The 24,034-nt window shown below is 67.0% G+C and carries 25 protein-coding genes and 1 pseudogene; 18 read left to right on the forward strand and 8 right to left on the reverse strand.

What is annotated here, in order from left to right; translation table 11 throughout:
• Nucleotides 1–39 precede the first annotated feature (39 nt).
• From HWY37_RS13835 to HWY37_RS13855, 5 genes are all read left to right on the forward strand, one after another.
• Entirely contained in the window at nucleotides 40–810 is a 771-nt protein-coding gene (locus HWY37_RS13835; RefSeq protein ID WP_176088870.1) for an ABC transporter ATP-binding protein, read from the forward strand.
• A gap of 62 nt (nucleotides 811–872) precedes the next feature.
• Nucleotides 873–1,871, forward strand: coding sequence for an ABC transporter substrate-binding protein (locus HWY37_RS13840; protein ID WP_176088871.1), 999 nt, complete (start codon nucleotides 873–875; stop codon nucleotides 1,869–1,871).
• Nucleotides 1,868–2,641, forward strand: coding sequence for an ABC transporter permease (locus HWY37_RS13845; protein WP_175205544.1), 774 nt, complete (start codon nucleotides 1,868–1,870; stop codon nucleotides 2,639–2,641). The genes HWY37_RS13840 and HWY37_RS13845 overlap by 4 nt, the downstream gene beginning before the upstream one ends.
• Nucleotides 2,642–2,659: 18 nt before the next feature.
• Entirely contained in the window at nucleotides 2,660–3,556 is an 897-nt protein-coding gene (locus HWY37_RS13850; protein WP_246302293.1) for a substrate-binding periplasmic protein, read from the forward strand.
• 74 nt (nucleotides 3,557–3,630) lie between these two features.
• Nucleotides 3,631–4,224: an IMPACT family protein gene (locus tag HWY37_RS13855; RefSeq protein WP_175205545.1), complete on the forward strand. Its 594-nt coding sequence runs from the start codon at nucleotides 3,631–3,633 to the stop codon at nucleotides 4,222–4,224.
• Between the two features lie 72 nt (nucleotides 4,225–4,296).
• Here HWY37_RS13855 and HWY37_RS13860 read toward each other — a convergent pair whose 3' ends face one another.
• The 3 genes from HWY37_RS13860 to HWY37_RS13870 form a co-directional block, all read right to left on the reverse strand.
• Nucleotides 4,297–4,671: a thioredoxin family protein gene (locus tag HWY37_RS13860; protein ID WP_175205546.1), complete on the reverse strand. Its 375-nt coding sequence runs from the start codon at nucleotides 4,669–4,671 to the stop codon at nucleotides 4,297–4,299.
• A gap of 171 nt (nucleotides 4,672–4,842) precedes the next feature.
• Nucleotides 4,843–5,859 carry an LLM class flavin-dependent oxidoreductase gene (locus tag HWY37_RS13865; RefSeq protein ID WP_175205547.1) on the reverse strand — a complete coding sequence of 339 codons (1,017 nt, stop codon included), beginning with the start codon at nucleotides 5,857–5,859 and terminating at the stop codon, nucleotides 4,843–4,845.
• A gap of 209 nt (nucleotides 5,860–6,068) precedes the next feature.
• On the reverse strand, nucleotides 6,069–7,361 hold the full coding sequence (locus HWY37_RS13870; protein ID WP_175205548.1) for an NCS2 family permease: 1,293 nt from the start codon (nucleotides 7,359–7,361) through the stop codon (nucleotides 6,069–6,071).
• A 110-nt stretch (nucleotides 7,362–7,471) separates the two neighbouring features.
• On the opposite strand from HWY37_RS13870, the gene tsaD reads away from it, so the two are divergent.
• Nucleotides 7,472–8,503, forward strand: a complete 1,032-nt coding sequence (gene tsaD / locus HWY37_RS13875; RefSeq protein ID WP_175205549.1) for a tRNA (adenosine(37)-N6)-threonylcarbamoyltransferase complex transferase subunit TsaD — start codon at nucleotides 7,472–7,474, stop codon at nucleotides 8,501–8,503.
• A gap of 57 nt (nucleotides 8,504–8,560) precedes the next feature.
• On the opposite strand, the gene plsY is transcribed toward tsaD, so the two are convergent.
• A complete protein-coding gene (gene plsY, locus HWY37_RS13880) occupies nucleotides 8,561–9,202 on the reverse strand; it encodes a glycerol-3-phosphate 1-O-acyltransferase PlsY (protein WP_175205550.1) in 642 nt (213 codons plus the stop codon).
• Between the two features lie 189 nt (nucleotides 9,203–9,391).
• Here plsY and surE point away from each other — a divergent pair, with 189 nt between their 5' ends.
• From surE to rlmD, 9 genes and pseudogenes are all read left to right on the forward strand, one after another.
• Complete coding sequence (gene surE / locus HWY37_RS13885) at nucleotides 9,392–10,150, forward strand: 5'/3'-nucleotidase SurE (protein ID WP_175205551.1); 759 nt, start codon at nucleotides 9,392–9,394, stop codon at nucleotides 10,148–10,150.
• On the forward strand, nucleotides 10,135–10,959 hold the full coding sequence (locus HWY37_RS13890) for a protein-L-isoaspartate(D-aspartate) O-methyltransferase (RefSeq protein WP_246302294.1): 825 nt from the start codon (nucleotides 10,135–10,137) through the stop codon (nucleotides 10,957–10,959). The genes surE and HWY37_RS13890 overlap by 16 nt, the downstream gene beginning before the upstream one ends.
• A 17-nt stretch (nucleotides 10,960–10,976) precedes the next feature.
• Nucleotides 10,977–11,831, forward strand: a complete 855-nt coding sequence (locus HWY37_RS13895) for a peptidoglycan DD-metalloendopeptidase family protein (protein ID WP_176088872.1) — start codon at nucleotides 10,977–10,979, stop codon at nucleotides 11,829–11,831.
• Nucleotides 11,828–12,607: a 3'-5' exonuclease gene (locus HWY37_RS13900; RefSeq protein ID WP_175205553.1), complete on the forward strand. Its 780-nt coding sequence runs from the start codon at nucleotides 11,828–11,830 to the stop codon at nucleotides 12,605–12,607. Before HWY37_RS13895 ends, HWY37_RS13900 begins: the two co-directional genes overlap by 4 nt.
• A gap of 178 nt (nucleotides 12,608–12,785) precedes the next feature.
• Nucleotides 12,786–13,394, forward strand: a complete 609-nt coding sequence (locus tag HWY37_RS13905; RefSeq protein ID WP_175205554.1) for a hypothetical protein — start codon at nucleotides 12,786–12,788, stop codon at nucleotides 13,392–13,394.
• 406 nt (nucleotides 13,395–13,800) lie between these two features.
• Complete coding sequence (locus tag HWY37_RS13910) at nucleotides 13,801–14,553, forward strand: TorF family putative porin (protein ID WP_176088873.1); 753 nt, start codon at nucleotides 13,801–13,803, stop codon at nucleotides 14,551–14,553.
• 146 nt (nucleotides 14,554–14,699) lie between these two features.
• Nucleotides 14,700–14,825: pseudogene (locus HWY37_RS34650) on the forward strand (LysR family transcriptional regulator); the annotation flags it as partial.
• A gap of 184 nt (nucleotides 14,826–15,009) precedes the next feature.
• Nucleotides 15,010–15,624: a LysR family substrate-binding domain-containing protein gene (locus HWY37_RS13915; protein ID WP_246302295.1), complete on the forward strand. Its 615-nt coding sequence runs from the start codon at nucleotides 15,010–15,012 to the stop codon at nucleotides 15,622–15,624.
• Nucleotides 15,625–15,729: 105 nt separating this feature from the next.
• Nucleotides 15,730–17,217 carry a 23S rRNA (uracil(1939)-C(5))-methyltransferase RlmD gene (gene rlmD / locus HWY37_RS13920; protein WP_175205556.1) on the forward strand — a complete coding sequence of 496 codons (1,488 nt, stop codon included), beginning with the start codon at nucleotides 15,730–15,732 and terminating at the stop codon, nucleotides 17,215–17,217.
• Between the two features lie 125 nt (nucleotides 17,218–17,342).
• Here the strand turns inward: rlmD and cueR are convergent, their stop codons facing one another.
• Nucleotides 17,343–17,735: a Cu(I)-responsive transcriptional regulator gene (cueR, locus tag HWY37_RS13925; protein WP_175205557.1), complete on the reverse strand. Its 393-nt coding sequence runs from the start codon at nucleotides 17,733–17,735 to the stop codon at nucleotides 17,343–17,345.
• 124 nt (nucleotides 17,736–17,859) lie between these two features.
• Here cueR and HWY37_RS13930 point away from each other — a divergent pair, with 124 nt between their 5' ends.
• From HWY37_RS13930 to HWY37_RS13940, 3 genes are all read left to right on the forward strand, one after another.
• Complete coding sequence (locus HWY37_RS13930) at nucleotides 17,860–18,060, forward strand: heavy-metal-associated domain-containing protein (protein ID WP_176088874.1); 201 nt, start codon at nucleotides 17,860–17,862, stop codon at nucleotides 18,058–18,060.
• A gap of 175 nt (nucleotides 18,061–18,235) precedes the next feature.
• Entirely contained in the window at nucleotides 18,236–18,964 is a 729-nt protein-coding gene (locus tag HWY37_RS13935; RefSeq protein WP_176088875.1) for a glutathione peroxidase, read from the forward strand.
• Between the two features lie 250 nt (nucleotides 18,965–19,214).
• Nucleotides 19,215–20,651 carry a dihydrolipoyl dehydrogenase gene (locus tag HWY37_RS13940; RefSeq protein WP_175205560.1) on the forward strand — a complete coding sequence of 479 codons (1,437 nt, stop codon included), beginning with the start codon at nucleotides 19,215–19,217 and terminating at the stop codon, nucleotides 20,649–20,651.
• A gap of 126 nt (nucleotides 20,652–20,777) precedes the next feature.
• Here the strand turns inward: HWY37_RS13940 and HWY37_RS13945 are convergent, their stop codons facing one another.
• From HWY37_RS13945 to HWY37_RS13955, 3 genes are all read right to left on the reverse strand, one after another.
• On the reverse strand, nucleotides 20,778–21,668 hold the full coding sequence (locus HWY37_RS13945; RefSeq protein ID WP_175205561.1) for a 23S rRNA (adenine(2030)-N(6))-methyltransferase RlmJ: 891 nt from the start codon (nucleotides 21,666–21,668) through the stop codon (nucleotides 20,778–20,780).
• A gap of 12 nt (nucleotides 21,669–21,680) precedes the next feature.
• Nucleotides 21,681–22,430 carry a glycerophosphodiester phosphodiesterase gene (gene ugpQ, locus HWY37_RS13950; RefSeq protein WP_175205562.1) on the reverse strand — a complete coding sequence of 250 codons (750 nt, stop codon included), beginning with the start codon at nucleotides 22,428–22,430 and terminating at the stop codon, nucleotides 21,681–21,683.
• Between the two features lie 173 nt (nucleotides 22,431–22,603).
• Nucleotides 22,604–23,896 (reverse strand): M20/M25/M40 family metallo-hydrolase, encoded by a 1,293-nt coding sequence (locus HWY37_RS13955; protein ID WP_175205563.1) that lies wholly within the window; start codon nucleotides 23,894–23,896, stop codon nucleotides 22,604–22,606.
• Between the last annotated feature and the right edge of the window lie 138 nt (nucleotides 23,897–24,034).

Consider the following 24,034-nt stretch of genomic DNA (forward strand, 5'->3'; position numbering starts at 1 on the left):
AGATTTGAGGCTCACTTTCGGCCCGCGACGATACGTTCCATGAACCTGACCTTCGACCGCGTCCACAAGCACTTCGGCGATCTGCCCGTGGTGGACGGCTTTACCAGCGAATTCAAGACCGGTGAACTGGTCGCCCTGGTGGGGCCTTCGGGCTGCGGCAAGTCGACCTTGCTGCACCTGGCCGCCGGGCTGGAAAAGCCCACCCAGGGCGCCGTGCTGGCCGATGGCAAGGCGGTCGCGGGTCCGCATCCGAGCCGCACGCTGGTGTTCCAGGAACATGCGCTGTATCCCTGGCTGACGCTGGAAGGCAACGTGGCGCTGGCCCTGGAATTCCAGAAGATGCCCAAGGCCCGCGCCCGCGAAGCCGCCCGCCAGTGGCTGGCCCGCGTCAGCCTGGCGGGCTTCGAGCACTATTACCCCCACCAAGTGTCCGGCGGCATGCGGCAACGCGCGGCGCTGGCGCGCGCCTTCATCGCCCAGCCCCAGACCATGCTGATGGACGAGCCGTTCGGCGCGCTGGATGCGTTGACGCGCCTGAGCCTGCAGGACGTGCTGCGCCAGCTGATCGCACAGGAAAAGCCCACCGTGCTGCTGGTGACCCACGACGTCGACGAGGCCCTGTTCCTGGCCGACCGCATCATCGTCTTCAGCCCGCGTCCGGCCCGCGTGCTGCGCGAGTTCAACCTGGCGCACCGCGAAAAGACCCATGACCTGTCCGGCCTGGCCGTCGAGAAGCGCGAGATCCTGCGCCTGCTCGGCATTGCCGTGGACGGCGCGGGCGCACACGCCGACCTGGCCCTGGCCGCCTGAACCTGATTCCTGCTGGCGGCGCGTGCGCGCCGCCAGTCATGCATATCCCTGGAGCATCTCCCATGAAATTGAAGCAATGGCTGTCCTTGCCGCTGGCCGCGGCGCTGCTGGCGGCTGCCCCCGCCATGGCCGCCGAGAAATTCCGCGTGGGCTACCTGCGCGTCATGGACGACGCACAAGCCATCGTCGCGCAAGAGGGCGGCTATTACAAAAAGGCTGGCCTGGATTCCGAGCTGATCGAGTTCAAGTCGGGCACCGACCTGATCAAGGCCATCGTCGGCGGCCAGCTGGACATCGGCGTGCTGGGCTTCACCAACGCCGTGGCCTGGGCCTCCAAGGGCGCGGACCTGAAGGTGGTCGGCGGCGCGCAGCAGGGCTACCACTCGCTGATCGTGCGCGACGATTCCGGCATCAAGGACATCGCCGGGCTGAAGGGCAAGACCCTGGCCTCGCAAGCCGAAGGCAGCACGGCCGACGTGGTGTTGAAGGGTGTGGTGCTCAAGCAGGGCAACCTGGCCGCGGACGACGTCAACGTCATGGGCGTGAGCCCGGCCGTGGCGGTGCAGTCGCTGGTGGGCAAGCGCGTGGACGCGGCCTTCCTGTTCGAACCGTATGACCGCATCGCCCAGCTGGTGGCGCCGGTCAAGCAGATCTACGAAGTGGGCCAGGCCTGGCCGTTCCCCTGCATGGTGGTGATCACCTCGGGCAAAACGCTGGCCAAGCGCAAGGACGACGTCTGGAAGGCGCTGGACGCGCAGAACCAAGCCATCCAGCTGCTGCAGAAGGAACCGGCGCAGGCTTCCAAGCTGATCGCCTCCTACTTCATTGCCGAGCCCACGCTCAAGACCCTTACCCGCGGCGAGCTGCCGCGCGAGACCGTCATCGCCGAAGCCATCGGCACCCAGGTCTTCACGCCCAAGCTGACCGACAAGGATACGCGCCGCATGCAGGAAATCGCCGACATCCTGCAGGCCCAGGGTTCGCTGAAGACGCGCGACGGCAAGCCGTATGACGTCTCCAGCATCGTCGACCTGTCCTGGCAAGAGGCTCGCAAGCTTTGAGCGCATCTACCCGAGTCACCGGCGCCCGCAAGCATCTGGCGGGCGTGCTGGGCGTTCTGTTCATCCTCGCGTTGTGGCAACTGGCGTCGTTCGCGCTGCCGGACTTCCTGATGCCGGGTGTGCCCGCCGTGGTCGAGCGCTTGTTCGAGGACCTGGGCAAGCAGTCGTTCCACCAGAGCCTCCTGGGCACGCTGGGGCGGCTGGGCGCGGGCTACGGCCTGGCGCTGACCGCCGGCATCGGCTTCGGGCTGGTGGCGGCGGTGCTGTTCTTCTTTCGCGAAGTTCTGCGCAGCGCCATCGTCATCCTGCAATCGATTCCGTCCATCGCCTGGGTACCGCTGTTCCTGATCGTGATGGGCTTCGGCAATACGCCCATCATCGTGGTGGTGGCGCTGTCGGCCTTCTTCCCGGCCGCGCTCAGCGTGATGAACGCCACCGAATCCGTGCAGCGCGTGCACGTGTCGGCGGCGCGCGTCATGGGCGCCACGCCCTGGGGCCTGGTCAAGCGGGTCTACCTGCCGGCCGTCATGCCCGAACTCATCACGGGCGCGCAACTGGCGTTCGGCAATGCCTGGCGCGCGCTGATCTCGGCGGAAATGCTGATCGGCTTCGGCAAGGGCCTGGGTCGTTCGCTGGCCTATTCGGGCGAGATCGCCGACATGACGGGCGTCATGACCAACATCCTGGTCATCGCCGTGCTGGCCGCGCTGATCGATCAGTTCGTGCTTGAGAACCTCAAGCATCGCCTGTTGCGCTACCAGTACGTCTGAGCGCTTCCGGAGTTCCGCATGATCCGCCGCATCCGAGTCGTTGTTCTTGGCGCCTGCATGGCGGCCTGCGGCCTTGCGCAAGCGCAGTCGCAACAGTTGTCGCAACAGCCGCCGCAGTCGCAGCAGCCGTCGGGGCAGCAACAACAGCCGCCGCAACTGCAACAGCCGCAGCAGCAGCCACAGGCGTTCGCGGCGGCGCGGGCGCGCGGCGAGCTGGTGGTGGGCGTGCCGTATCTGGCGCCGCCACCCGCGGCCGGCGCCAAGATCCGCACGCCGGACGGCCTGGATGCCGCAATGGCCGACAGGCTGGGGCAGAGCCTGGGATTGCCGGTGCGCCTGGTGCAACTGCCGCGGGAACAGGCCGCCGCGGCGCTGGCGGCGGGGCAGGTCGATCTGGCCCTCGCTGATGGCGCCTCGGGCCAGCCGGATGGCGTCGCGGCGCAAGGCACGGGCTATGCCGCGCGCCCCAAGGCCGTGATCCGCAGCGACACGAGCCTGCGCCGCCCCGCCGACGTGAGGGGCCGTAGCGTATGCGTGGCCGAGGCCGCGACCGCTTCCAAGGCTTTGGCGGAAAGCTGGGGCGCCGTGGTGCGCACCTACCGCGTGCCGTCCGATGCGCTGGTCGCGGTGCGCGAAGGCAGCTGCGACATCGGGCTGGTGGACGACGCGGTTTGGGAACCGCTGGTTCGTTTCCCGGAATGGAAGAAGTTTTCGTCGACGCTGGCGGCCGATGGCGCCAAGGCCGAACGCGTCTGGCTGTTGCCGGCGGGCGATGCCGCCAGCCGCGCCTGGCTGGGCCAGGAGATGCGCGCCTGGGACCGCGCCGGCGCCTGGAAGCAAATGACGGCGAAGTGGGCGCGCGACGTGGCGTTCGACGTGTACCTGGACCAGGAAGTGCCGGACTGCCACGGTTAAGGCGTATCTGGTTTTGGCGATACCTGCTTCTGGGACAAGCCGGTGGGCGCGGAGCCACAACGCCACCACATACAATGCCGGTCATGCACACGCTGACCGCTCCTTGCACCTACCAGGAAGACATCAAGAAAAGCCGCTTCGTCGCGTACGCCGCACCCGTGTCCGGCGTCGACGAAGCCATGCAGTTCTTTGCCCGGCACAGCGATCCGGAAGCCACCCACAACTGCTGGGCCTACCGCATCGGCCAGGAATACCGCTTCAACGACGACGGCGAACCCGGAGGCACGGCGGGCCGTCCCATCCTGCAGGCTATCGAGGGCCAGGACATGGACCGCGTGGCCGTGCTGGTAGTGCGCTGGTACGGGGGCATCAAGCTGGGCGCAGGCGGACTGGTGCGCGCTTACGGCGGCTGCGCCGCCAATTGCCTGAGGCTGGGAGAGCGGACCGAGATCGTGGACCTGGCGACCGTCGTCTGCGCTTGCGGCTTTGGCGAACTGGCGCTGCTCAAGTCGCGCCTGGCGCAGGCGGGCGCCGCGATCCTGCAGGAAGACTTCAATGAAGAGGGCGTTGCGCTGCGGTTCGCGGTGCCGCGCGCGGCGGTGGCGGACCTGGAAGTGACGGCGGCCAACATTACCCGCGGCCGCGCCAACTGGGAAGTCGTGTCCTGATTCCCGCAAGGCGCGCGTGCCCCTTCACAAGGCAATACGCGCGCCTTCCTTCACAAGCCTGGACGCCGGTACTCAGGCATCCTGCCCGTTCTGCGCCGCCGCGATCTCCTGGTGGACCTTTTCCATGTCCACTTCCTTGATCTTGGTCAGCAGCTCGTTGAGCTGGCCGCCAGACAGGGCGCCGGGTTGCGAGAACAGCAGGACCTTCTCGCGGAAGACCATCAGGGTCGGGATCGAGCGGATGCCCAGCGCGCCCGCCAGCTCCTGCTCCACGTCGGTATTGACCTTGGCGAAGGTGACGTCGGGATGCTCGGTCGCGGCCTGCTCGAAAACCGGCGCGAAACCGCGGCACGGGCCGCACCAGGGGGCCCAGAAGTCGACGATCAGGGTACCGTCCGGGGTGATGGCTTCCTGGAAGGTGTCTTTGGTGAGTTCAACAATACTCATTTTGAATCCTTGCCGTGTGAACGGCGTGAAAGGCAGTGTCAGAGGCCAGGGGTGTGCCGGTCCCGGACCCGATAAGGCGTGGCGGCGGCGTGCGGTGTTCCATGAGTCATAGTAGAGCGGGTGCCGGCCGCGTCGCAATGGTTGGCGCCCGGAGGGCGCGGTGGGCGGCGTTCAGGCCGCGGTCGTTGCCGGGGAGCCGCTCTTGAGCGACGCGACAATCTCGAAGGAGCGCAGGCGGTCCGCGATGTCGAAGAAATCCGAGACGATCATGACTTCGTCGGCCTCGGTTTCGGCGACCAGCGATTCCAATTCGCGCCGGACGGTGTCCGGGCCGCCAACGATGGCGGCGCCCAGTCTTTGATTGACCGCTTCGCGCTCCCATTCGTTCCACAATCCGTCCATGCTGTCCACGGGCGGCTGCAATTGCAGACGGTTGCCGCGCACCAGCGACAGGAACTTCAGCTGCTGGGTGGTGGCCTGGCGCCTTGCGGCTTCATCGGTTTCGGCGGCCACGACCGGCACGCCTATCATGGCGTAGGGACGGGCCAGCGTTGCCGACGGCTTGAACAGATGGCGGTACAGGCGCATCGCGGCCATGCCCTCGGGCGAGAAATGGCCCGCGAACGAAAAGGGCAGGCCCAATTCGGCGGCCAGCCGCGCGCTGAAATCGCTGGAGCCGAGCAGCCAGATCGGAATGTCCAGGCCTTCGCCCGGGATGGCTCGCACCGGCTGGCCGGGGCGCGAGGGCGCGAGAAAGCCGCGCAGCTCTTCCACCAGCGCCGGAAACTCCAATCCGCTGCGCGGGCCGCGGCGCAGGGCGTGCTGCGTGGCGCCGTCGCTGCCGGGCGCGCGGCCCAGGCCCAGGTCGATGCGGCCGGGATACAGCGTTTCCAGCGTGCCGAATTGTTCGGCGATGATCAGCGGCGCATGATTGGGCAGCATGATGCCGCCCGAGCCCACGCGCAGCGTGCTGGTGTGCGAGGCCACGTGGCCGATCAGCACGGCCGTGGCGCTGCTGGCCACGCCGTTGATGTTGTGATGTTCCGCCAGCCAGAAGCGCTTGTAGCCCAGGCGCTCCACGTGCTGCGCCACCGCGACGGTGTTGCGGAAGGCGTCAGCCGCGTCGCGGCCCTGCACAATCGGGGCCAGGTCCAGTACGGAAAAGGGGATGCGGGCCAGGCTGCTCATGCGGAAACCTCCGTGTTCGCGATGGAACAGGACAGCGGGGCGGGGACAAAGCGGGTAAGGCGCAAGGCGGACTCCATATGCCGTTATACATGGGGAGTGTATCGGTGAAATCAAGCGGACCCGCCAGCAACCTTATGGCGCGGCGGGTTGATTGATTTACGCTATTCCTGCGATTGATCCGCTCTGTCGAGCGGCCTTGCGGCCGGGCCCTAGCCCGGGAAGAAGGCGTAGCGGATCACGAACAACGCCGCGACCAGCCAGGTGGCCGGATGCACGTCGCGGATCTTGCCGGTGGCGGTCTTCAGCACCACATAGCTGATGAAGCCGAAGGCGATGCCGTTGGCGATCGAGTAGGTGAAGGGCATGACCAGCGCGGTCAGCGCGGCCGGCGTGGCCTCGCAGACGTCGTTCCAGTCGATGTCTATCAGTTCGCGCATCATCAGGCCGGCCACGTAGAGCAGGGCGGGCGCGGTGGCGTAGGCGGGCACGGCGCCGGCCAGCGGCGAAATGAACAGCGCGGCCAGGAACAGCAGGGCCACGACCAGCGCGGTCAGGCCGGTGCGGCCGCCGGCCTGCACGCCCGAGGCGCTTTCCACGTAGGCGGTGGTGCTGCTGGTGCCCAGCATCGAGCCGGCGACGATGGCCGTGCTGTCGGCGAACAGCGCGCGGCCCAGGCGGTTGGGCCGGTTTTCAGGCATCAGGCCGGCGCGCTTGGCCACGCCCACCAGCGTGCCGGTGGCGTCGAACACTTCGACCAGCACGAACACCAGGATCACGTGCACGAAGCCGCTGTGCAGCGCGCCCAGGATGTCCAGCTTGAACAGGGTGGGCGACAGGCTGGGCGGGGCCGCGAAGATGCCCTTGAACTCGTTGTAGCCCAGCGCCATCGACAGCAGCGTGACGACCAGGATGCCGATCAGGATCGCGCCGCGCACGCGCAGCGCATCCAGCGACGCGATGATGAAGAAACCCAGGATCGCGAACAGCGGGCCGGGCTGGGTCAGGTCGCCCAGCGTGACCTTGGTGGCCGGATGTGCGACGACGATGCCGGCGCTGGATAGCGCGATAATGGCAAGGAACAGCCCGATGCCGGCGGCGATGGCGCTGCGCAGCGAATGCGGAATGCCCTTGACCAGCCAGACCCGGATGCCCGAGAACGTCAGGAACAGGAAGATCACGCCCGAGATGAACACGGCGCCCAGCGCCTGCTCCCAGGTGTAGCCCATGGTCTTGACGACGGTGAATGCGAAGAAGGCGTTCAGGCCCATGCCGGGCGCCATGCCGATCGGCCAGTTGGCGATCAGCGCCATCACCAGCGAGCCCAGCGCGGCGGCCAGGCAGGTGGCCACGAACACGGCATTGCGGTCCATGCCCGTCGACGACAGGATGTCCGGATTGACGAAGATGATGTACGACATCGTCAGGAAGGTCGTCAGGCCGGCGACCAGTTCCGTGCGCGCTGTCGTGCCGTGTTCACGCAGCTTGAATAGCTTCTCGAGCATTCGAGTCCCCAATGTGTTTGCAGGATTGCGGGTTGTTGTAGGCGGGCCGGGTTGCCCGCCGGTTTTTCATTTAAGGGCGTATTTTCGCATCAGTTGTAAACTCTGCCGCCATGATTATTCTCGGCTTTGAAAGCTCCTGCGACGAAACCGGCGTCGCAGCCGTCTGTACCGAACGGGGCCTGCTCGCGCACGCGCTGCATACCCAGATCGCCATGCACCAGGAATACGGGGGCGTGGTGCCGGAACTCGCCTCGCGCGACCACATCCGCAGGGTGGTGCCGCTGACGCGCCAGGTGCTCGAGGAAGCGGGCCTGCAGATGTCCGATATCGGCGCCGTGGCCTATACCGCTGGCCCGGGGCTGGCGGGCGCCTTGCTGGTGGGCGCCAGCGTCGCGCAGTCCTTCGCGTGGTCGCGCCGTCTGCCGGCCATCGGCATCCATCACCTGGAAGGCCATCTGCTGTCGCCCATGCTGGCGGACCCGCGGCCGGACTTTCCCTTCGTGGCGCTGCTGGTATCGGGCGGCCATACGCAGCTGATGCGCGTGGACGGCGTGGGCCGCTATGAACTGCTGGGCGAAACCCTGGACGACGCCGCGGGCGAAGCCTTCGACAAGTCGGCCAAGCTGATGGGCCTGGGCTATCCCGGCGGCCCCGCGCTGTCCAGGCTGGCCGCCAGCGGCGACGCCTCGCGCTTTGACCTGCCGCGCCCCATGTTGCACAGCGGAGACCTGGATTTCAGCTTCAGCGGCCTGAAGACGGCCGTGCTGACCCGGGTCAAGGCGGCCGAAGCGGCGGGCGGGCTGGACGAACAGACCCGCGCCGATCTTGCCGCGGCGACCCAGGCGGCCATCGTGGAAGTGCTTGCCGCCAAGGCCATCAAGGCCCTGAAGCAGGCCGGCCTGAAGCGCCTGGTGGTGGCGGGCGGCGTGGGCGCCAACCAATTGCTGCGCGCCAAGCTGGATGCCGCGCTCAAGCCGCTGAAGGCGCGCGCCTATTTCCCGCCGCTGGAGCTGTGCACCGACAACGGCGCCATGATCGCCTTCGCGGCCGCCGAGCGGGTCAAGGCCGGCCTGGCGACCCTGGACCCGGATGCGCACAGCTTCACCGTGAAGCCGCGCTGGGACCTGGCCGACATAGGCTGAAAACGAAAAGGGCGGCCCTGGGGCCGCCCTGTTGCGCACCTGCGGTATAGGTGCCGCTTACTTCTTCTTGCCGCCGCCGATGCGGCTTTCGGTGCCCTGGATCAGGCGCGTGATGTTGGCCCGGTGACGGTAGAACAGCAGCACGCTGATGAGCGCCAGCGCCACGCCCATGGGCGCTTGCGCATACCAGGCCAGGCCGGAACCGAATACGTAGTACACGGGAGCGAAAAAGGCCGCCACCAGCGATGCCAGGGACGAATAGCGGAAGAACACGGCGATAATCAGCCAGGTCGCGGCGGTGGCGACCGCCAGCCAGGGCTGGATTGCCACCAGCACGCCCAGCGCGGTGGCCACGCCCTTGCCGCCCTTGAAGCCCAGGAATACTGGATACAGGTGGCCGACGAAGGCGGCCAGCGCCACCAGCGCCAGCGCCACGGGGGTGATGCCGGGGGCCAGCTTTTCGGCCAGCCAGATTGCGAACCAGCCCTTGGCGGCATCGCCCAGCAGCGTCAGCGCGGCGGCCGTCTTGTTGCCGGTGCGCAGCACATTGGTGGCGCCCGGATTCTTGGAACCATAGCTGCGGGGATCCTGCAGGCCCATCAGCTTGCTGACTACCACGGCGAACGGCACGGAGCCGATCAGGTAGGCCAGCAGGATGAGCGCGGCGCTGAATGCCAGGGAGGGATCGTTGATCGCCATGAAAAGGGGTCCGTTGTTGTTGTGTTGTAGTCGTAATGGCTGCGGATTCTACCGCGCCCCGGGCCGGGGCCGGCTACGGGTTATCGAGCGGGGCGCGGGCGGTCGGATGCCAGCCTGTCGCACGGATGCGCGCCGCGGACGGTACAATCCGACGCGTTCACCCGCGTTTTATTTTCTTTCGGATGCACAATGCGAATTCTGGTTTCGAACGATGATGGTTATTCGGCCCCTGGACTCGAGGCGCTGGTCGCGGCGCTGCAGGGCCTGGGCGATCTCACCGTCGTCGCGCCCGAGACCAACCACAGCGGCGCGTCCAACTCGTTGACGCTGAACCGGCCCCTGTCGGTGCGTACCGCCTCCAACGGCTTCATCGCCGTCAACGGCACGCCTTCCGACTGCGTGCATGTGGCGCTCACCGGCCTCATGGATACCCGGCCCGACCTGGTCGTGTCGGGCATCAACAACGGGGCCAACATGGGCGACGACACCCTGTACTCGGGCACCGTGGCCGCCGCCAGCGAAGGCTATCTGTTCGGCATTCCCGCCATCGCGTTCTCGCTGGCGGAGAAGGGCTGGGCCCACATCGATTCCGCGGCCCGCGCCGCGCGCCTGGTGGTCGAGCGCCACCTGGCCCAGCCGCTGGCCGCGCCGGTGTTGCTGAACGTCAATATTCCCAGCCGCCGCTTCGAGGACATGCACGGCTTCGCGGTCACGCGCCTGGGCAAGCGCCATCCCTCGCAGCCGGTGGTACGCACCACCACGCCTTATGGCGATACCGTCTATTGGATCGGGCCCGTGGGCACGGCGGCCGACGCCACCCCGGGCACGGACTTCCACGCCGTGGAGCAGGGCACCGTGTCGGTCACGCCGTTGCGGCTGGATCTCACCCAGCACAGCCAGCTCGACGAGATCCGTACCTGGGCGGAGCCGCTATGCGCAAACGCGTAAGCCAGCCTGACGTGACCCAGCCCGTGCCCGGGCGCACCGGCCCGGTGCGCTACGACTCGGGCCGGCTCAGTCCGGGCGTCACGCCCGCTAACAGCAATACCCGCATCTCGGCCGCCACGCTGCAGCGCCAAACGCAGGCGCCGGCGCCCGCGGCGGGCGGCAATCTGGGCCTGAACTCCGATCGTCTGCGCCAGGCCATGGTGGAGCGTCTGCGCGCCCAGGGCGTTACCGACGAGCGCGTGCTCAATGCCATGGGCGCGGTGCCGCGCCATCTGTTCGTCGACGAGGCGCTGGCCAGCCGCGCCTACGAAGATGCGGCGCTGCCCATCGGCCATTCGCAAACCATTTCCCAGCCCTGGGTGGTGGCGCGCATGATCGCGGCGGTCTGCGAGGACCGCTCGCCCACGCGCGTGTTGGAAGTCGGCGCGGGTTGCGGCTATCAGGCGGCGGTGCTCGCGCAGTTCGTGCGCGAGGTCCATACCATCGAACGGATCCGCGGGTTGTACGAGCTCGCGCGCGAGCATCTGCGCGCCTTGCGCCTTACCACCAGGATCCGCTTGATCTATGGCGACGGCATGCTGGGCCTGCCCGGCGTGGCGCCGTTCGATGCTATCGTTGTGGCTGCCGCTGGCCTCGCCATCCCGCAAGCCCTGCTTTCGCAGCTTGCGCCGGGTGGCCGCCTGATCGCTCCGGAAGGGGGCTCCAACCAGCGCCTGGTTCTGATCGAACGCACAGGCGCGGCCAGCTGGAAACGCACTGAATTAGAGGCCGTGCGCTTTGTGCCGCTACGGGCCGGAATACAATCTTGAGCAAACAGGAGAAGCGTATGCTCAACGGGCAGTTGCAACTGACCGATATCACCACGGGCGCGTCCATGACGCGCCTGCGTCGTCCGCTGTATATCGCGGGCGCGCTCAGCCTGGCCATTCTGGCCGGCTGCGCATCGAAAGGTACTCGTGCCCCGGTGGTCGACATGACCGGCGGGCAACCCGCGCCGGCGGCTCAACCCGGCGGCAGCTATGTCGTGAAGCCGGGCGATACGCTCTACAAGATCGCCCGCGCCAATAACGTGGACGTCGAGAACGTCAAGCGTTGGAACAACCTCAGCGACCCCAACCAGATTTCCGTCGGGCAGGTGCTGAAGATGTCCGGGAGCGCCGGCGGCGCGGCGCAGACCGCGCCGGTCGGGGGCGCCAAGGTGCAGCCGCGTCCGCTGGACCAGCCGGAAACGCTGCCGCCGCCCACGACCGAGACCACCACGCCGCCGCCCACGGCGCCGGTTGAAACCAAGCCCGCCACGCGCGCGGCCGACGCCGCTGTCATCAATTGGGCCTGGCCCGCCAGCGGCCAGATCGTGCAGGGCTTCAACAACAGCACCAAGGGCATAGACATCTCCGGCGCGCTGGGCGACCCGATCACCGCCGCGGCGGACGGACTGGTCAAGTACAGCGGCAACGGCGTGCGCGGCCTGGGCAACCTGATCATCGTCGAGCACCAGAACGGTTTCATCACCGCCTATGCGCACAACCGCGCGTTGCTGGTGAAGACGGGCCAGAACGTCAAGCGCGGCGCCAAGATCGCCGAACTCGGCCAGAGCGACGCCACGTCGCCGCGCCTGCACTTCGAGATCCGCCGCCAAGGCCAGCCGGTGGATCCCATGCAGTATCTGCCCGCCCGATGACGCCCACCCTCGTATTCGACCTGGAAACCATCCCCGACGCCGAGGGGCTGCGCAAGCTCAACGGCTGGGGACCGGATGTCTCCGACCAGGAAGTGGTCGAGCGCGCGCTAACGGCGCGCCGCGAGGCCGTGGGCCACGACTTCCTGCCGCTGCACCTGCATAAGGTGGCCGTGGTGGGCTGCGTGTTCCGCGACGACCAGGGCTTCCGCGTCAAGACGCTGGGCCAGCCCGACGATCCCGAAGCCGCCTTGCTGGCGGGTTTCTTCAAGACCATCGAGCGCTATACGCCCAAGCTCGTCAGCTGGAACGGTTCCGGCTTCGACCTGCCGGTGCTGCATTACCGCAGCCTGATCCAGGGCGTGCCCGCGCCGCGTTACTGGGACATGGGCGAGGAAGACCGCGATTTCAAGTTCAACAACTACATCTCGCGCTATCACTCCCGCCATCTGGACCTGATGGACCTGCTGGCCAAGTACAACGGCCGCGCCAATGCGCCGCTGGACGAACTCGCCAAGCTTTGCGGCTTTCCCGGCAAGCTGGGCATGGACGGCAGCAAGGTCTGGGAGGCCTGGAGCCAGGGCCGCGCCGACGAGGTGCGGGCCTATTGCGAAACGGACGTGGTCAACACCTGGCTGGTGTACTGCCGTTTCCGCTTCCTGCGCGGTGAGCTGGACCGCACTTCCTACGAGGCGGAAATCGCACTGGTGCGCGACACACTCAGCGCCAGCGACGCGCCGCACTGGAAGGAATACATGGCGGCCTGGGACGCCAGCTGAACATCCTGATGCCTGGAATCTCCACCTTCCAGGGTAGCAAGCAACGGAGCCCGCGCGGCTCCGTTGTCGCGTCTGGCGCAGGCGCAATCGACTGAAACATTGCTTGCGCCGGCGAAACCCGGATGAAACCGGGCGAATCGCACAATGGCCTCGCTTTCTTCACTTTCAGGAGACCTTCATGTCCCGATTCGCTATCCGCTCCAATCTGGCCGCTCTTGCACTTGTCGCCGCGACGGGCGGCCTGGTGGCCGGCTCCGCCATGGCTGCGCCTCCCCCCGCTGGTGACGGCGGTCCCGCCGCCATGCACGACGGCCAGCGCGGCGGCTTCCACAAAGGCATGCGTGACGGCCTCTTCATTCCGGGCCTGGGCCCCGTGTCCAAGGCGCAAGTTGCCGAGCTGAAGCTCGACGACAAGCAGCAGGCCCTGTTCAAGACCGCGCAGGACGGCCAGCGCAACCTGCATGAATCCATGCGCGCCGCCGGCGGCAAACGCCACGACTTGCTGAAGGCGCAGCTGGACAGCGGCAAACTGGATCCGCGCGCGCTGGTGGCTCAATCCGAGCAATCGCGCGACGCCTTCGGCGCCCAGGCCAAGCAGGTGCGCGACCAGTGGCTCGCCGTCTGGGATAGCCTGAACGACACGCAGCGCGGCCAGGTGACCAAGTTCGTCAAGGACCGCGAGGCCCGCATGCAGGAACGCCACGCCCGCATGGAAGCGCGCCATGGCGGCAAGGGCCGTGCGGAAGCCCCCGCGGCCGCGGCGCCCGCCGCGCCTGCCGCCAACTAAGTCTTGCGGCCGGTCCTGGGGACCGGCGCTGCAAGTCCCTTCGCGGGTCTTTCGAACCCAGTACGCAAATCTTCTCGCCGGTCCTCGGGCCGGCTCCGTCAGACGACCCCGGCCGCTCACGCGCGCCGGGGTTTTTCTTTGGGCGGCGCGCCGGAATTCGTCGCCCGTCATGCCAGGCCTTTTCCCTGTTTTGACGCATGCGGGCGTGCGCGCCGGCGAGGTCATGCACCGTCCTGGTGCGCACCGCGCCACGGCGCGGCCCGCTTCGGTCCGATCAGGCCCGTTTCAGTCCTGGCACGGACATTGCTTCATGAAAGGAAACCGGCAGCCGAACGCAGCAGCGCCGGTCCGAAGGATGCGCCCAGGCCATCCGCCTCCTCGTTAAATCCGATCAGGACTCCGCACCATGAAGAAGACGTTGCTAGCCTTGCCCCTGGCGCTTGCCGCTTGTTTCGCTGCGACGGCGCAAGCCGAACCGACCGACCTGGGCGGGGGATTCTCGCTCAGCGGCAACGCCGCCATCGTCAGCGACTACCGTTTCCGCGGCTATTCGCAGACCGACTTCCGGCCCGCGGTGCAACTGGGCTTCGACCTGACCCACAGTTCCGGCTTCTATCTGGGTAACTGGAACTCCAACGTTTCCAACTTCGTATTCACCGACGGCAATCTGGAAATGGATTTCTACGGTGGCTGGAAAGGCGATGTGGGCGGGGGCTTCACGCTGGATGCGGGCGTACTGCACTACTACTATCCGGGCTCCAGTTCGCCCAAGGGCGGCAACTACAACAACACCGACCTCTACCTGGGCGCGTCCTATGGCAACTACAGCCTCAAGTACTCGTACACGCCCAGCGATTTCTTCAGCACGCCCGACAGCAAGGGCACCTGGTATCTGGACGGCGCGGCCAACTTCGACCTGGGCGACGGCTGGGGCCTGGTGGGCCACCTGGGCTATCAGAAGCTCAAGAACCAGACCAATATGGATGGCGATTCCATTGGTCACTACGTCGACTACAAGCTCGGCGTGACCAAGGACCTGAAGGGCTGGGTCCTGGGGCTGGCCGCCGTCGGCGCGACCAAGGACAACTGGCTGCCGACCAAGTACGGCCATCCCTCGGGTCGCCTGGGTGCGGTCTTCTCGGTGGCGCGCTCTTTCTGAACCTTATCCGTGGCGGCGCCTGACCGCGCCGGCGTTTGGGCTTGCTGCGGGCGCCCGGCAAGGGCGTCCGTGGCAGGCCCTTTTTTATGCCAGGATCAAGATAAAAAATATACTGCGGGGAACGAATCAACACTCCAGGCGCTTCAATGATAGAAACCCGACTATTGCGCCAATTCATCGCGGTGGCCGAAACCCTGCATTTCAACCGCGCAGCGCAGCGCCTGCACATGGCGCAGCCTCCGCTAAGCCAGGCCATCCGGCGGCTGGAGGCCGAAATCGGCACGGCGCTGTTCGAGCGCAACAATCGTAGCGTCGCCCTGACGCCGGCCGGCACGGCCTTCCTGGAAACGGCGCGGCGCATCCTGGACGGACTGGAAGACGGCGTCGCGCGTACCAGGCGGGTGGCCCAGGGCATGGAAGGGCATCTGACGATGACCTTCATCAACATCGCGCCTTATGCGCCCTTGCTGCGCGCCTTGCGCGACTTCCGCGCCGCAAGCCCGGCCGTGGCGTTCACCTTGCGCGAGGCCACGACGCGGGAGCAGGTCGAGGCCGCTGGAAAGCGGGGCGGCGGATATCGGCTTCCTGCGGGCGCCGGGCGCCAGCGCCCCGGGCCTGCGTTTTCAAGCCTTGTTGCGCGAACCGGTATGCGTGGCGTTGCCCGCGAGCCATCCCCTGGCCACCCGGGCGTCGATCGAACTGGCCAGCCTCCGGGACCAGCCTTTTGTGGCTTCGGCCAGGGCGTTGGGGCAGGGCTTTCACGACCAGCTGGTCCAGCTCTGCCGGGCCGCCGGCTTCCAGCCCGCCGTGGCGCAGGAGGCGCGGCAGTTGCAGACGCTGATCGCGCTGGTGGCGGCGGGTTTCGGCATCGCCTTGCTGCCCGGATCGCTGGCCGCGCAACGCGGCGAGGACGTGGTGTTCCGCAGGATCGAGGTGGACGCGCCCGTGGGGCTGACGCACCTGGACCTGTTGATGGCCTGGAATCCGGGCCGGGCGTCGTCGGCGCGGGACCGCCTGGTCGCCACCATGCAGACCGTCTTTCCCGACGTGGAGCGCCTTGTCCCCGTTTGATCAAGGCGTTTGGCCGGGGGGAGGGGCAAGCTTCCTGTCCGACTTCCGTGATCGGCCGCAGTCCTTCTACAATAGCGGGTTGCGTGTAATTCTGGACTGCGTGAGATGTCTGACGTTTTGAGTATTGAATCCCTGGACCTGGAAGCCAGGGGTATCGCCCGCCGCGACGGGAAAGTCGTCTTCGTGGAAGGCGCCTTGCCGGGCGAACGGGTCACCGCGGTCACGGTGCGCCGCAAGCCGTCCTATGAGATTGCGCGGCTGGACGAAGTGCTGCGGCCTTCGTCGCAGCGCGTGGCGCCGCGCTGCCCGCACTTCGGCGTCTGTGGCGGCTGCGCCATGCAGCATCTGGAACCCAGCACGCAGGTCGCGATCAAGCAGCGTTCGCTGGAAGACACTTTCTGGCACGTCGGCAAGCTGCGCCCGGCGCGCATCTTGGCGCCGCTGCAAGGTCCGACCTGGGGCTACCGCTATCGCGCCCGTCTGTCGGTGCGCGTGGTGCCGAAAAAGGGCGGCGTGCTGGTCGGCTTCCATGAGCGCAAGAGCAGCTACGTGGCCGACATGCGCGAATGCCATGTGCTGCCGCGCCACGTCAGCGACCTGCTGATTCCGCTGCGCGAGATGATCGGCTCCATGTCCGCGCCGGACCGCATGCCGCAGATCGAGGTGTCGCTGGGCGAGGGCGTGACCGCGCTGGTGCTGCGCCATCTGCTGCCGCTGACCGACGGCGACATCGCCATCCTGCGCGCCTTTGCCGCCAAGCACGACGTGCAATGGTGGCTGCAGTCCAAGGGCCCGGAAACGGTGCATCCCCTGGAACGCGAGCACGGCGACACGCTGGCCTACACCATGCCGGAATTCGGCCTGCGCATGCCGTACCGGCCCACCGATTTCACGCAGGTCAACCACGCCATCAATCGCGCCATGGTGTCGCGCGCACTGAAGCTGCTTGAAGTGCAGCCGACCGACCGCGTGGCCGACCTGTTCTGCGGCCTGGGCAATTTCACGCTGCCGCTGGCGACGCAGGGCAGGGAAGCCGTGGGCGTCGAGGGCAGCAAGGCGCTGACCGACCGCGCCCACGACGCGGCCGCGCGCCATGGCCTGGGCGAGCGCACGAGCTTCGCCACCCTGAACCTGTTCGAGGTGGACGTGGAATGGCTGCGCGGCCTGGGTTACTTCGACCGCATGCTGATCGATCCGCCGCGCGAAGGCGCCCATGCGGTGGCGCAGGCCCTGTCGCTGCTGGAGGCGCACGAGCGTCCCGTGCGCATCGTCTACGTGTCCTGTAACCCGGCTACGCTGGCGCGCGACGCCGCCATCATGGCGCATGAAGGCGGCTACGTGCTCAAGAGCGCGGGCGTGATCAACATGTTCCCGCACACGGGCCACGTCGAATCCATCGCGGTGTTCGAGTCGCTGGACGCGGAAGGCATCGAGAAGGTGCGCGAGCGCGCGCGCCAGCTCGCCATCCAGGTCGCGGCGGAAGCGGCTGCCGCGGAAACCGCCAAGGCCGCCGCCGCGGCCGAGAAAGCCGCCGCCAAGCAGGCCGCCACCGAGGCTTATCACGCTCAGGTCGCCGCCACGCAGCAGGACTGACGCGGCAGCCGGCCTGGGTGCGGTCGGGCCGGGTGCGGTCGGGCCGGGTGCGGTCAGGCCGGGTGCGGTCAGGCCGGGTGCGGTCGGGCCCGGCCAAGTCAAATCAGGCCTGGGCAGCAAGCGCCTCAATGCTTGCAGCTCAGGCCTTCAAGAATGGGGCAGTCCGGCCTGTCGTCGCCCTGGCAGTTGGCGGCCAGATGCTTCAGCGTGGCCGCCATGTCGCGCAGGGCTTCGGCCTTGCGCTCCAGTTCCTGCACATGTTCCAGCGCGATGCGCTTGACGTCGGCGCTGGCGCGGCTGCGGTCCTTCCATAGCGCCAGCAGCTCGTTCATCTGTTCCACCGAAAAGCCCAGGTCGCGCGCGCGGCGCACGAAGCGCAGCGTGTGCAGATCATGGTCGCTGTATACGCGGTAGCCGGAATCTGTGCGCCCGGCAGGGCTGATCAGGCCGATGCTTTCGTAGTAGCGGATCATCTTGGCGGAGATGCCGGAACTCTTCGATGCTTCGCCGATATTCATTGCTCTGCTCCTGTGTAGCCTGATTCAGATTCTACGCTTGACCTTGCCATTATAGGAAGGTTTAAGCTGCTTTCCATGGTGGACGAAACGCCGTCCATCACCCTTGAATCCTATGGAGATAGCTATGAGCATCGAGTTCCAAGTGGCTGACATGACCTGCGGCCATTGCGCCAAGACCATCACTGCCGCAGTGACCCAGGCGGCGCCCGGCGCGACCGTCACGGTGGACCTGCCCACGCATCGCGTGACCGTGACCGGAGCCGATGACGCCGACAAGATCGAAGACGCGATCCGCGACGCCGGCTACCAGCCGCAGCCGGTGTAAAGCCCCAGGCGCGGGGCCAGGCTATGATAGACTCGGCCTCGCATCAGTTGTTTCTTCATTGCCAAAATCTATCGATTCATTTAATTTATTAAATTGGAATAATTGATAGTAAAGATTTATCATTCTTTCCATGGTGGTTAATCAAACAACCCCGCTACCCCAAGGAGAGATTTGAATGCTGCAAAACCGCGAAGGCCAACGTGTTCCGAACGTAACGTTCCCGGTCCGTCAGGACAACACCTGGAAGAAGGTCACTTCCGACGACCTGTTCAAGAACAAGACCGTCGTGGTCTTTTCGCTGCCCGGCGCCTTCACGCCGACCTGCTCGTCGACCCACCTGCCGCGCTACAACGAACTGGCTCCCGCCTTCTTCGCCGCCGGCGCGGATAGCATCGTCTGCGTGTCGGTCAACGACACCTTCGTCATGAACGAATGGGCCAAGGACCAGGAATCGGCCAACATCACGCTGCTGCCCGACGGCAACGGCGAGTTCACCGAAGGCATGGGCATGCTGGTCGACAAGAGCGACCTGGGCTTCGGCAAGCGCAGCTGGCGCTATTCCATGCTCGTCAAGGACGGCGTGGTCCAGAAGATGTTCATCGAGCCGGAAAAGGAAGGCGACCCGTTTGAAGTGTCGGACGCCGATACCATGCTGGCCTACTTCGCCCCGTCGGCCAAGAAGCCCGACCAGGTGGTCGTGTTCTCTAAGCCGGGCTGCCCGTTCTGCGTCGAAGCCAAGGCGCTGCTGGATGCCAAGGGCTACGCCCCGATCGAGATCCCGCTGGAAAACAAGGTCCGCGGCCGCGTGATCGGCGCCGTGTCCGGCAAGGGCACTGCCCCGCAGGTGTTCATCAACGGCACGCTGATCGGTGGCCTGGAAGACCTGAAGGCGCACTTCGCCTAAGCGTCTGCAAGCCTCCCAGGCCCGGGACTGTCCCGGGGCTGGGCAAGGTGGAGGGGCGGTCCGCCGCCTCTCGACGCCTCTCGCGAGTTTCCCTTTTTACGCACCTTTGCGCGCGGCCCCTGGCGGGCGCTGCGGGACGGCGTTCGTCACGACAGTGCTTGTCACGGATGACCATCGTCCAGAGGGTGCGCAACAAGGCGGAACCCGCCTTTGAATTCATGCTTCACGCCACATCGGGGGATACCCAGTCATGAAAACTCTGCATACCGATATCGCCGTCATCGGCGCTGGCACGGCCGGCCTGGCCGCCTACCGCGCCGCGAAGGCTGCGGGCCTGCGCGCGCTGCTCATCGAAGGCGGTCCCTACGGCACCACCTGCGCCCGGGTCGGCTGCATGCCGTCCAAGCTGCTGATCGCGGCCGCTGAAGCGGCCCACAGCGCGGCCCACACCGAGCCGTTCGGCGTGCATGTGAATGGCGAGATCACGGTTGACGGGGTTGAAGTGATGGACCGCGTCAAGCGCGAACGCGACCGCTTCGTCGGCTTCGTGCTGGAAGGCGTGGAGAACATTCCCGCCGAAGACAAGCTGCGCGGCTATGCGCGCTTCGTGTCCGACACGGTACTGCAGGTGGACGAGCACACCGAAGTGCGGGCGTCGCGCGTGGTGATCGCGACCGGCTCGCGTCCCGCGGTGCCGCCGCCGTTCCGCGCGCTGGGCGACCGGCTGGTGCTGAACGACGACGTCTTCGCCTGGGACGACCTGCCGCGCCGCGTGGCCGTGTTCGGCCCTGGCGTGATCGGGCTGGAACTGGGCCAGGCGCTGGCGCGCCTGGGCGTGGAGGTACGCGTGTTCGGCGTCAGCGGCAGCCTGGGCGGCATCAGCGACCCGCAGGTGCGCAGCACCGCCCGCAAGATCTTCCAGCGCGAGTTCTACCTGGATCCGGATGCCCGCGTGCTGGAAACGACCCGCGTCGGCGACGAAGTGGAAGTGCGCTACGTGGCGCTGGACAACAGCGAACGCACCGAGCGCTTCGACTATGCGCTGGTGGCCACCGGCCGCCGCGCCAACGTCGACGGCCTGGGCCTGGAAAACACCTCGCTGCAACTGGACAAGCACGGCGTGCCGCTGTTCGACCGTGAGACGATGCAAGCGGGCGATACGCCCATCTTCATCGCCGGCGATGCCAACGCCGATGCGCCCTTGCTGCATGAAGCCGCCGACGAAGGCCGCATCGCCGGCGAGAACGCGGCCCGCTATCCCGAAGTGCGCAAGGGTCTGCGCCGCGCGCCGCTGGCCGTGGTGTTCTCGGACCCGCAGATCGCCATGGCAGGGAAGGGTCATGCACGCCTGGTGCCGGGCACCTTCGTCACCGGCGAAGTGGATTTCAGCGACCAGGGCCGTTCGCGGGTCATGCTGAAGAACCGCGGCATGCTGCACGTCTATGCGGACATCGAGACGGGCCGCTTCCTGGGCGCGGAAATGGTCGGCCCCAGCGCCGAGCACATCGGCCACCTGCTGGCCTGGGCCGTGCAGCAGGAGCTGACCGTGGCGCGCATGCTGGAGATGCCGTTCTACCACCCCGTGATCGAGGAAGGCCTGCGCACCGCGCTGCGCGACGCGGCGGCCAAGCTGGCCCGGGCGCAAGAGGCGCTGCGCCGCGAAGCGCCGGAGAGCGAGCTGGTTTGACGCGGGCGAACGCGCCGGGAATCCGCGGCGTTGCGGGATGGATTGCGAGCGATGGGCGCCAAGCCCATCCTCCACATACAAAAAAGGCCGCGAGGGAAGTCGCGGCCTTGTCGTTGTGCGGACGTATCAGTCGTCCGACTGCTTCTTTGGAACCGGGAACGGATTCTCGCGGAATTGCAGCGTGAACCCGGCCCGCTCGTCCTGCCCCAGTGTGCGCGCCAGGTAGGGCATGGCCTGCTTCAAGGCGTCGTGCAGCGTCCACGGCGGATTGATCAGGAACATGCCGCTGCCATGCAGGCCATAGCCGTCGATGGCGGCCTTCTTCACGGTCAGGGTGGCGTGCAGCCAGCTCTTGACCTTCAGGTTCTCGAAATGGCGCGCCATTTCGCTGGCTTCGCGGCGTTGGACCAGCGGGTACCAGATGGCAAAAGTCCCGGTGGCGAAGCGCTTGACGCACTCCTTGACTGCGATGAGCGTGCGGCGGTAGTCGTTCTTGTCTTCGTACGACGGGTCGATCAGCACTATCCCGCGGCGGGTGGGCGGCGGCAGCAGCGCCTTCACGCCTTCAAAACCGTCGTCGCCGTAGATCGTGGTCTGGCGCTGCGCTGCGCGGCCCTGGTGCTCCAGGTTGCCGACCAGCGTGTCGATTTCGGTCGGGTGCATCTCGAACAGGCGCAGCCGGTCCGACGGACGCAGCGCGTCCAGCGCCAGCCAGGGCGAACCGGGATAGCGCCGCAGCCGGCCGTTGGTGTTGTAGTCGCGGATCCGGGCGACGTACTCCGCCAGGATCGGGGGCAGGTCTTCGGCCTCCCACAGGCGGCCGATGCCGTCTGCGAACTCCGAGGTCTTGGCGGCCCAGTCGCTGTCCAGGCTGTAGAGCCCGGCGCCGGCGTGGGTGTCCACGACCCAGTAGGGTGCGTCCTTTTTATTGAAGTAATCCAGGGTGTGGACCAGGATGGCGTGCTTGAGCACGTCGGCGTGGTTGCCGGCGTGGAAGGCGTGGCGGTAGCTGAACACGGGGGCTTTGCCTCAGGCGGCCGGCCGGATCGCGGCCAGCTCGTCGGTGAAAATGCCGTCGATGCCCCAGTCGAGCAGCAGGCGCGCGCGCTCCGGGTCGTTGACGGTCCAGGCCGCGATGCGATAGCCGGCGGCATGCACGGCATCGATCAGTTCGCGGGTTGCGTCTTTCTGGTTGATGTTCAGGGCGACGCAGTCATATTTGACCAGGCGCTCGCGCCAGTCGGCCGGAACCTTTTCCACCAGCAGCGCGCGCGGCAGCTCGGGAGCGGCTTCCAGCGCGGCCTGCAGCGCTTCCTCGGCAAACGAGGACAGCAGCGGCGGTTCGGCGGCGCCTTGCCACAATTGGCGCGCAGCCAATGCCACGGCGCGGCCGGTTTCGGCTTCGCGGCCCGGGCAGGGTTTGATCTCGACGTTGCTGGCGATGCCGTTGGCGACCGTGTAGCGGGCGACGGCGGCGAAGGTGGGCAGCGGCTCGCCGGCGTAGGCGGCCGAATGCCAGCTGCCGAAATCCAGCTGCGCCAGTTCGGCGAAGGTCTTGCTGGCTGCGGGGCCCTTGCCGTTCGAGGTACGGTCGACGTCGTCGTCGTGCATCAGCACCAGGACGTGGTCGCTGCTCAGCTTGACGTCGTACTCGAACATGGTGAAGCCATGTTCGGCGCCGACGCGCATGGCGGCCAGGGTGTTCTCCGGGGCCAGACGGCCGCCGCCGCGATGCGCGATGTAACGGGAGTAGGGCCAGGAGGGGAGTTTTGCGGTCATTTTCAGGTGTTGCGCCGGATTCTTTGGACAGGTTGCAAGGATACTCCTTCTGTATGAGGAATCCGGTCGCGCCGCGTAGGTCGGGCCGTGGAGCGCCGCGTTGTGCAGGCCGTCTGCGCCGCAGCCAGTCCACGGACCCGAGCCACGGCTGGCGCGGGTCCTCGCGCCGTAGCCTACTTCATCGGCGCCTTGTCCTGCGACACGTCCATGATCATCCGCGTCGCCAGGTACAGGCGCGGCACGATGCTGTTGATCTGGATGTATTCGGCGTCGTTGGAGTGGGCGCCAAAGCCGCTCAGGCCCATGCCCTCGATCACCGGGCCGCGCGCCTTCAGGGCGGCGAAGGCGGCATCCGTGCCGCCGCCGCTGGCGCGGTCCACGACCTTCATCGGCAGGTCCAGTTCCTTGTAGATCTGCACGCCGTGCTGGGCCAGGGCGCGCGAGGCCGGGGTGGCTTCGAGCGGCGGGCGGCGCACCTCGAACTTCACGCTGACCTTGGATTCGGGCAGCAGCTTCTTCTGCACCCGTTCTTCCAGGGTGCGCGCCAGCGCGTCGAAGTCGGACACGCGCAGCGCGCGGGCGTCGGCCTGGGCGGAGGCCTGGCCCGGAATGACGTTGCGGTTGGTGCCGGCCTGGGCCACGGTCCAATTCAGCTTCAGTCCTTCTTCAGGCTTGGACAGCTTGTCCAGCTGCAGCAGCTGGTGGGCCAGTTCATACAGCGCGTTGACGCCGCCTTCGGGCCGCGCGCCCGCATGCGAGGTCTTGCCCTGCACGGTCAGGTAGGCCGCGCCGATGCCGCTGGTGGCCAGCGTCAGGCGGGCTTCCGCGCCACCGCCCTCGAACGAGAACACGGCGTCCTGGTCCGCGCCCAGGCGGGTGATGGTGCTGCGCGCGCCGGGCGAGCTGATCTCTTCGTCGCCGTTGATCAGCACGGTCAGGGTGCCGTAGTCGTCAAAGCCCAGCTTCTGCAGCAGGGTCAGGGTATGGATGATGGTCGCCACGCCGTGCTTGTCGTCGGCAATGCCCAAGCCGTAGGCCTTGTCGCCGTCGATGCGGAAGGGCTGGTCCTTGAGCATGCCGTTGCGGTAGACGGTGTCCATGTGCGCGATCAGCATGATCTTCTTCTGGCCCTTGCCCTTGAACTCGGCATGGACCATGGGGCCGACCTTCTCGGGCGTGTCGTCCAGGCGGAAGACGTCGGTGGCCGGGATGATCTCGACCGTGCCGCCCAGCGCCTTCAGCCGGTCCCGGATCAGGACGGCGATGCGTTCCACGCCTTCTACGTCCTTGCTGCCCGACTCGATGCCGACCAGGTCGCGCATGGTGTCCAGCATGGCTTGCTTCTGGCCCTCGGCGGCCTCGTGGACGGCGGCCACCGGGGCGGCCAGCGCGGCATGGGCGCCGCCCAGGAAGGCCAGGGCGATGCAGGCGCGAAGAACATGCAGGCGGGGAGATGTGTACGGCATCAGTGATTACCTCTGTGCGTGCGTGGAAGGGGCCGCGTCCAGGCGGACGGGCATCGGGGCAGTACGGACTTACCCTGACAGGCCACGATACGGGGGGCGCAGGGGCGCGGAAATGGTGATTCCCCGGGTTGACGCCCT

It is taken from the genome of Achromobacter anxifer (assembly GCF_903652925.1).
In the GTDB taxonomy this organism is placed as follows: domain Bacteria; phylum Pseudomonadota; class Gammaproteobacteria; order Burkholderiales; family Burkholderiaceae_B; genus Achromobacter; species Achromobacter anxifer.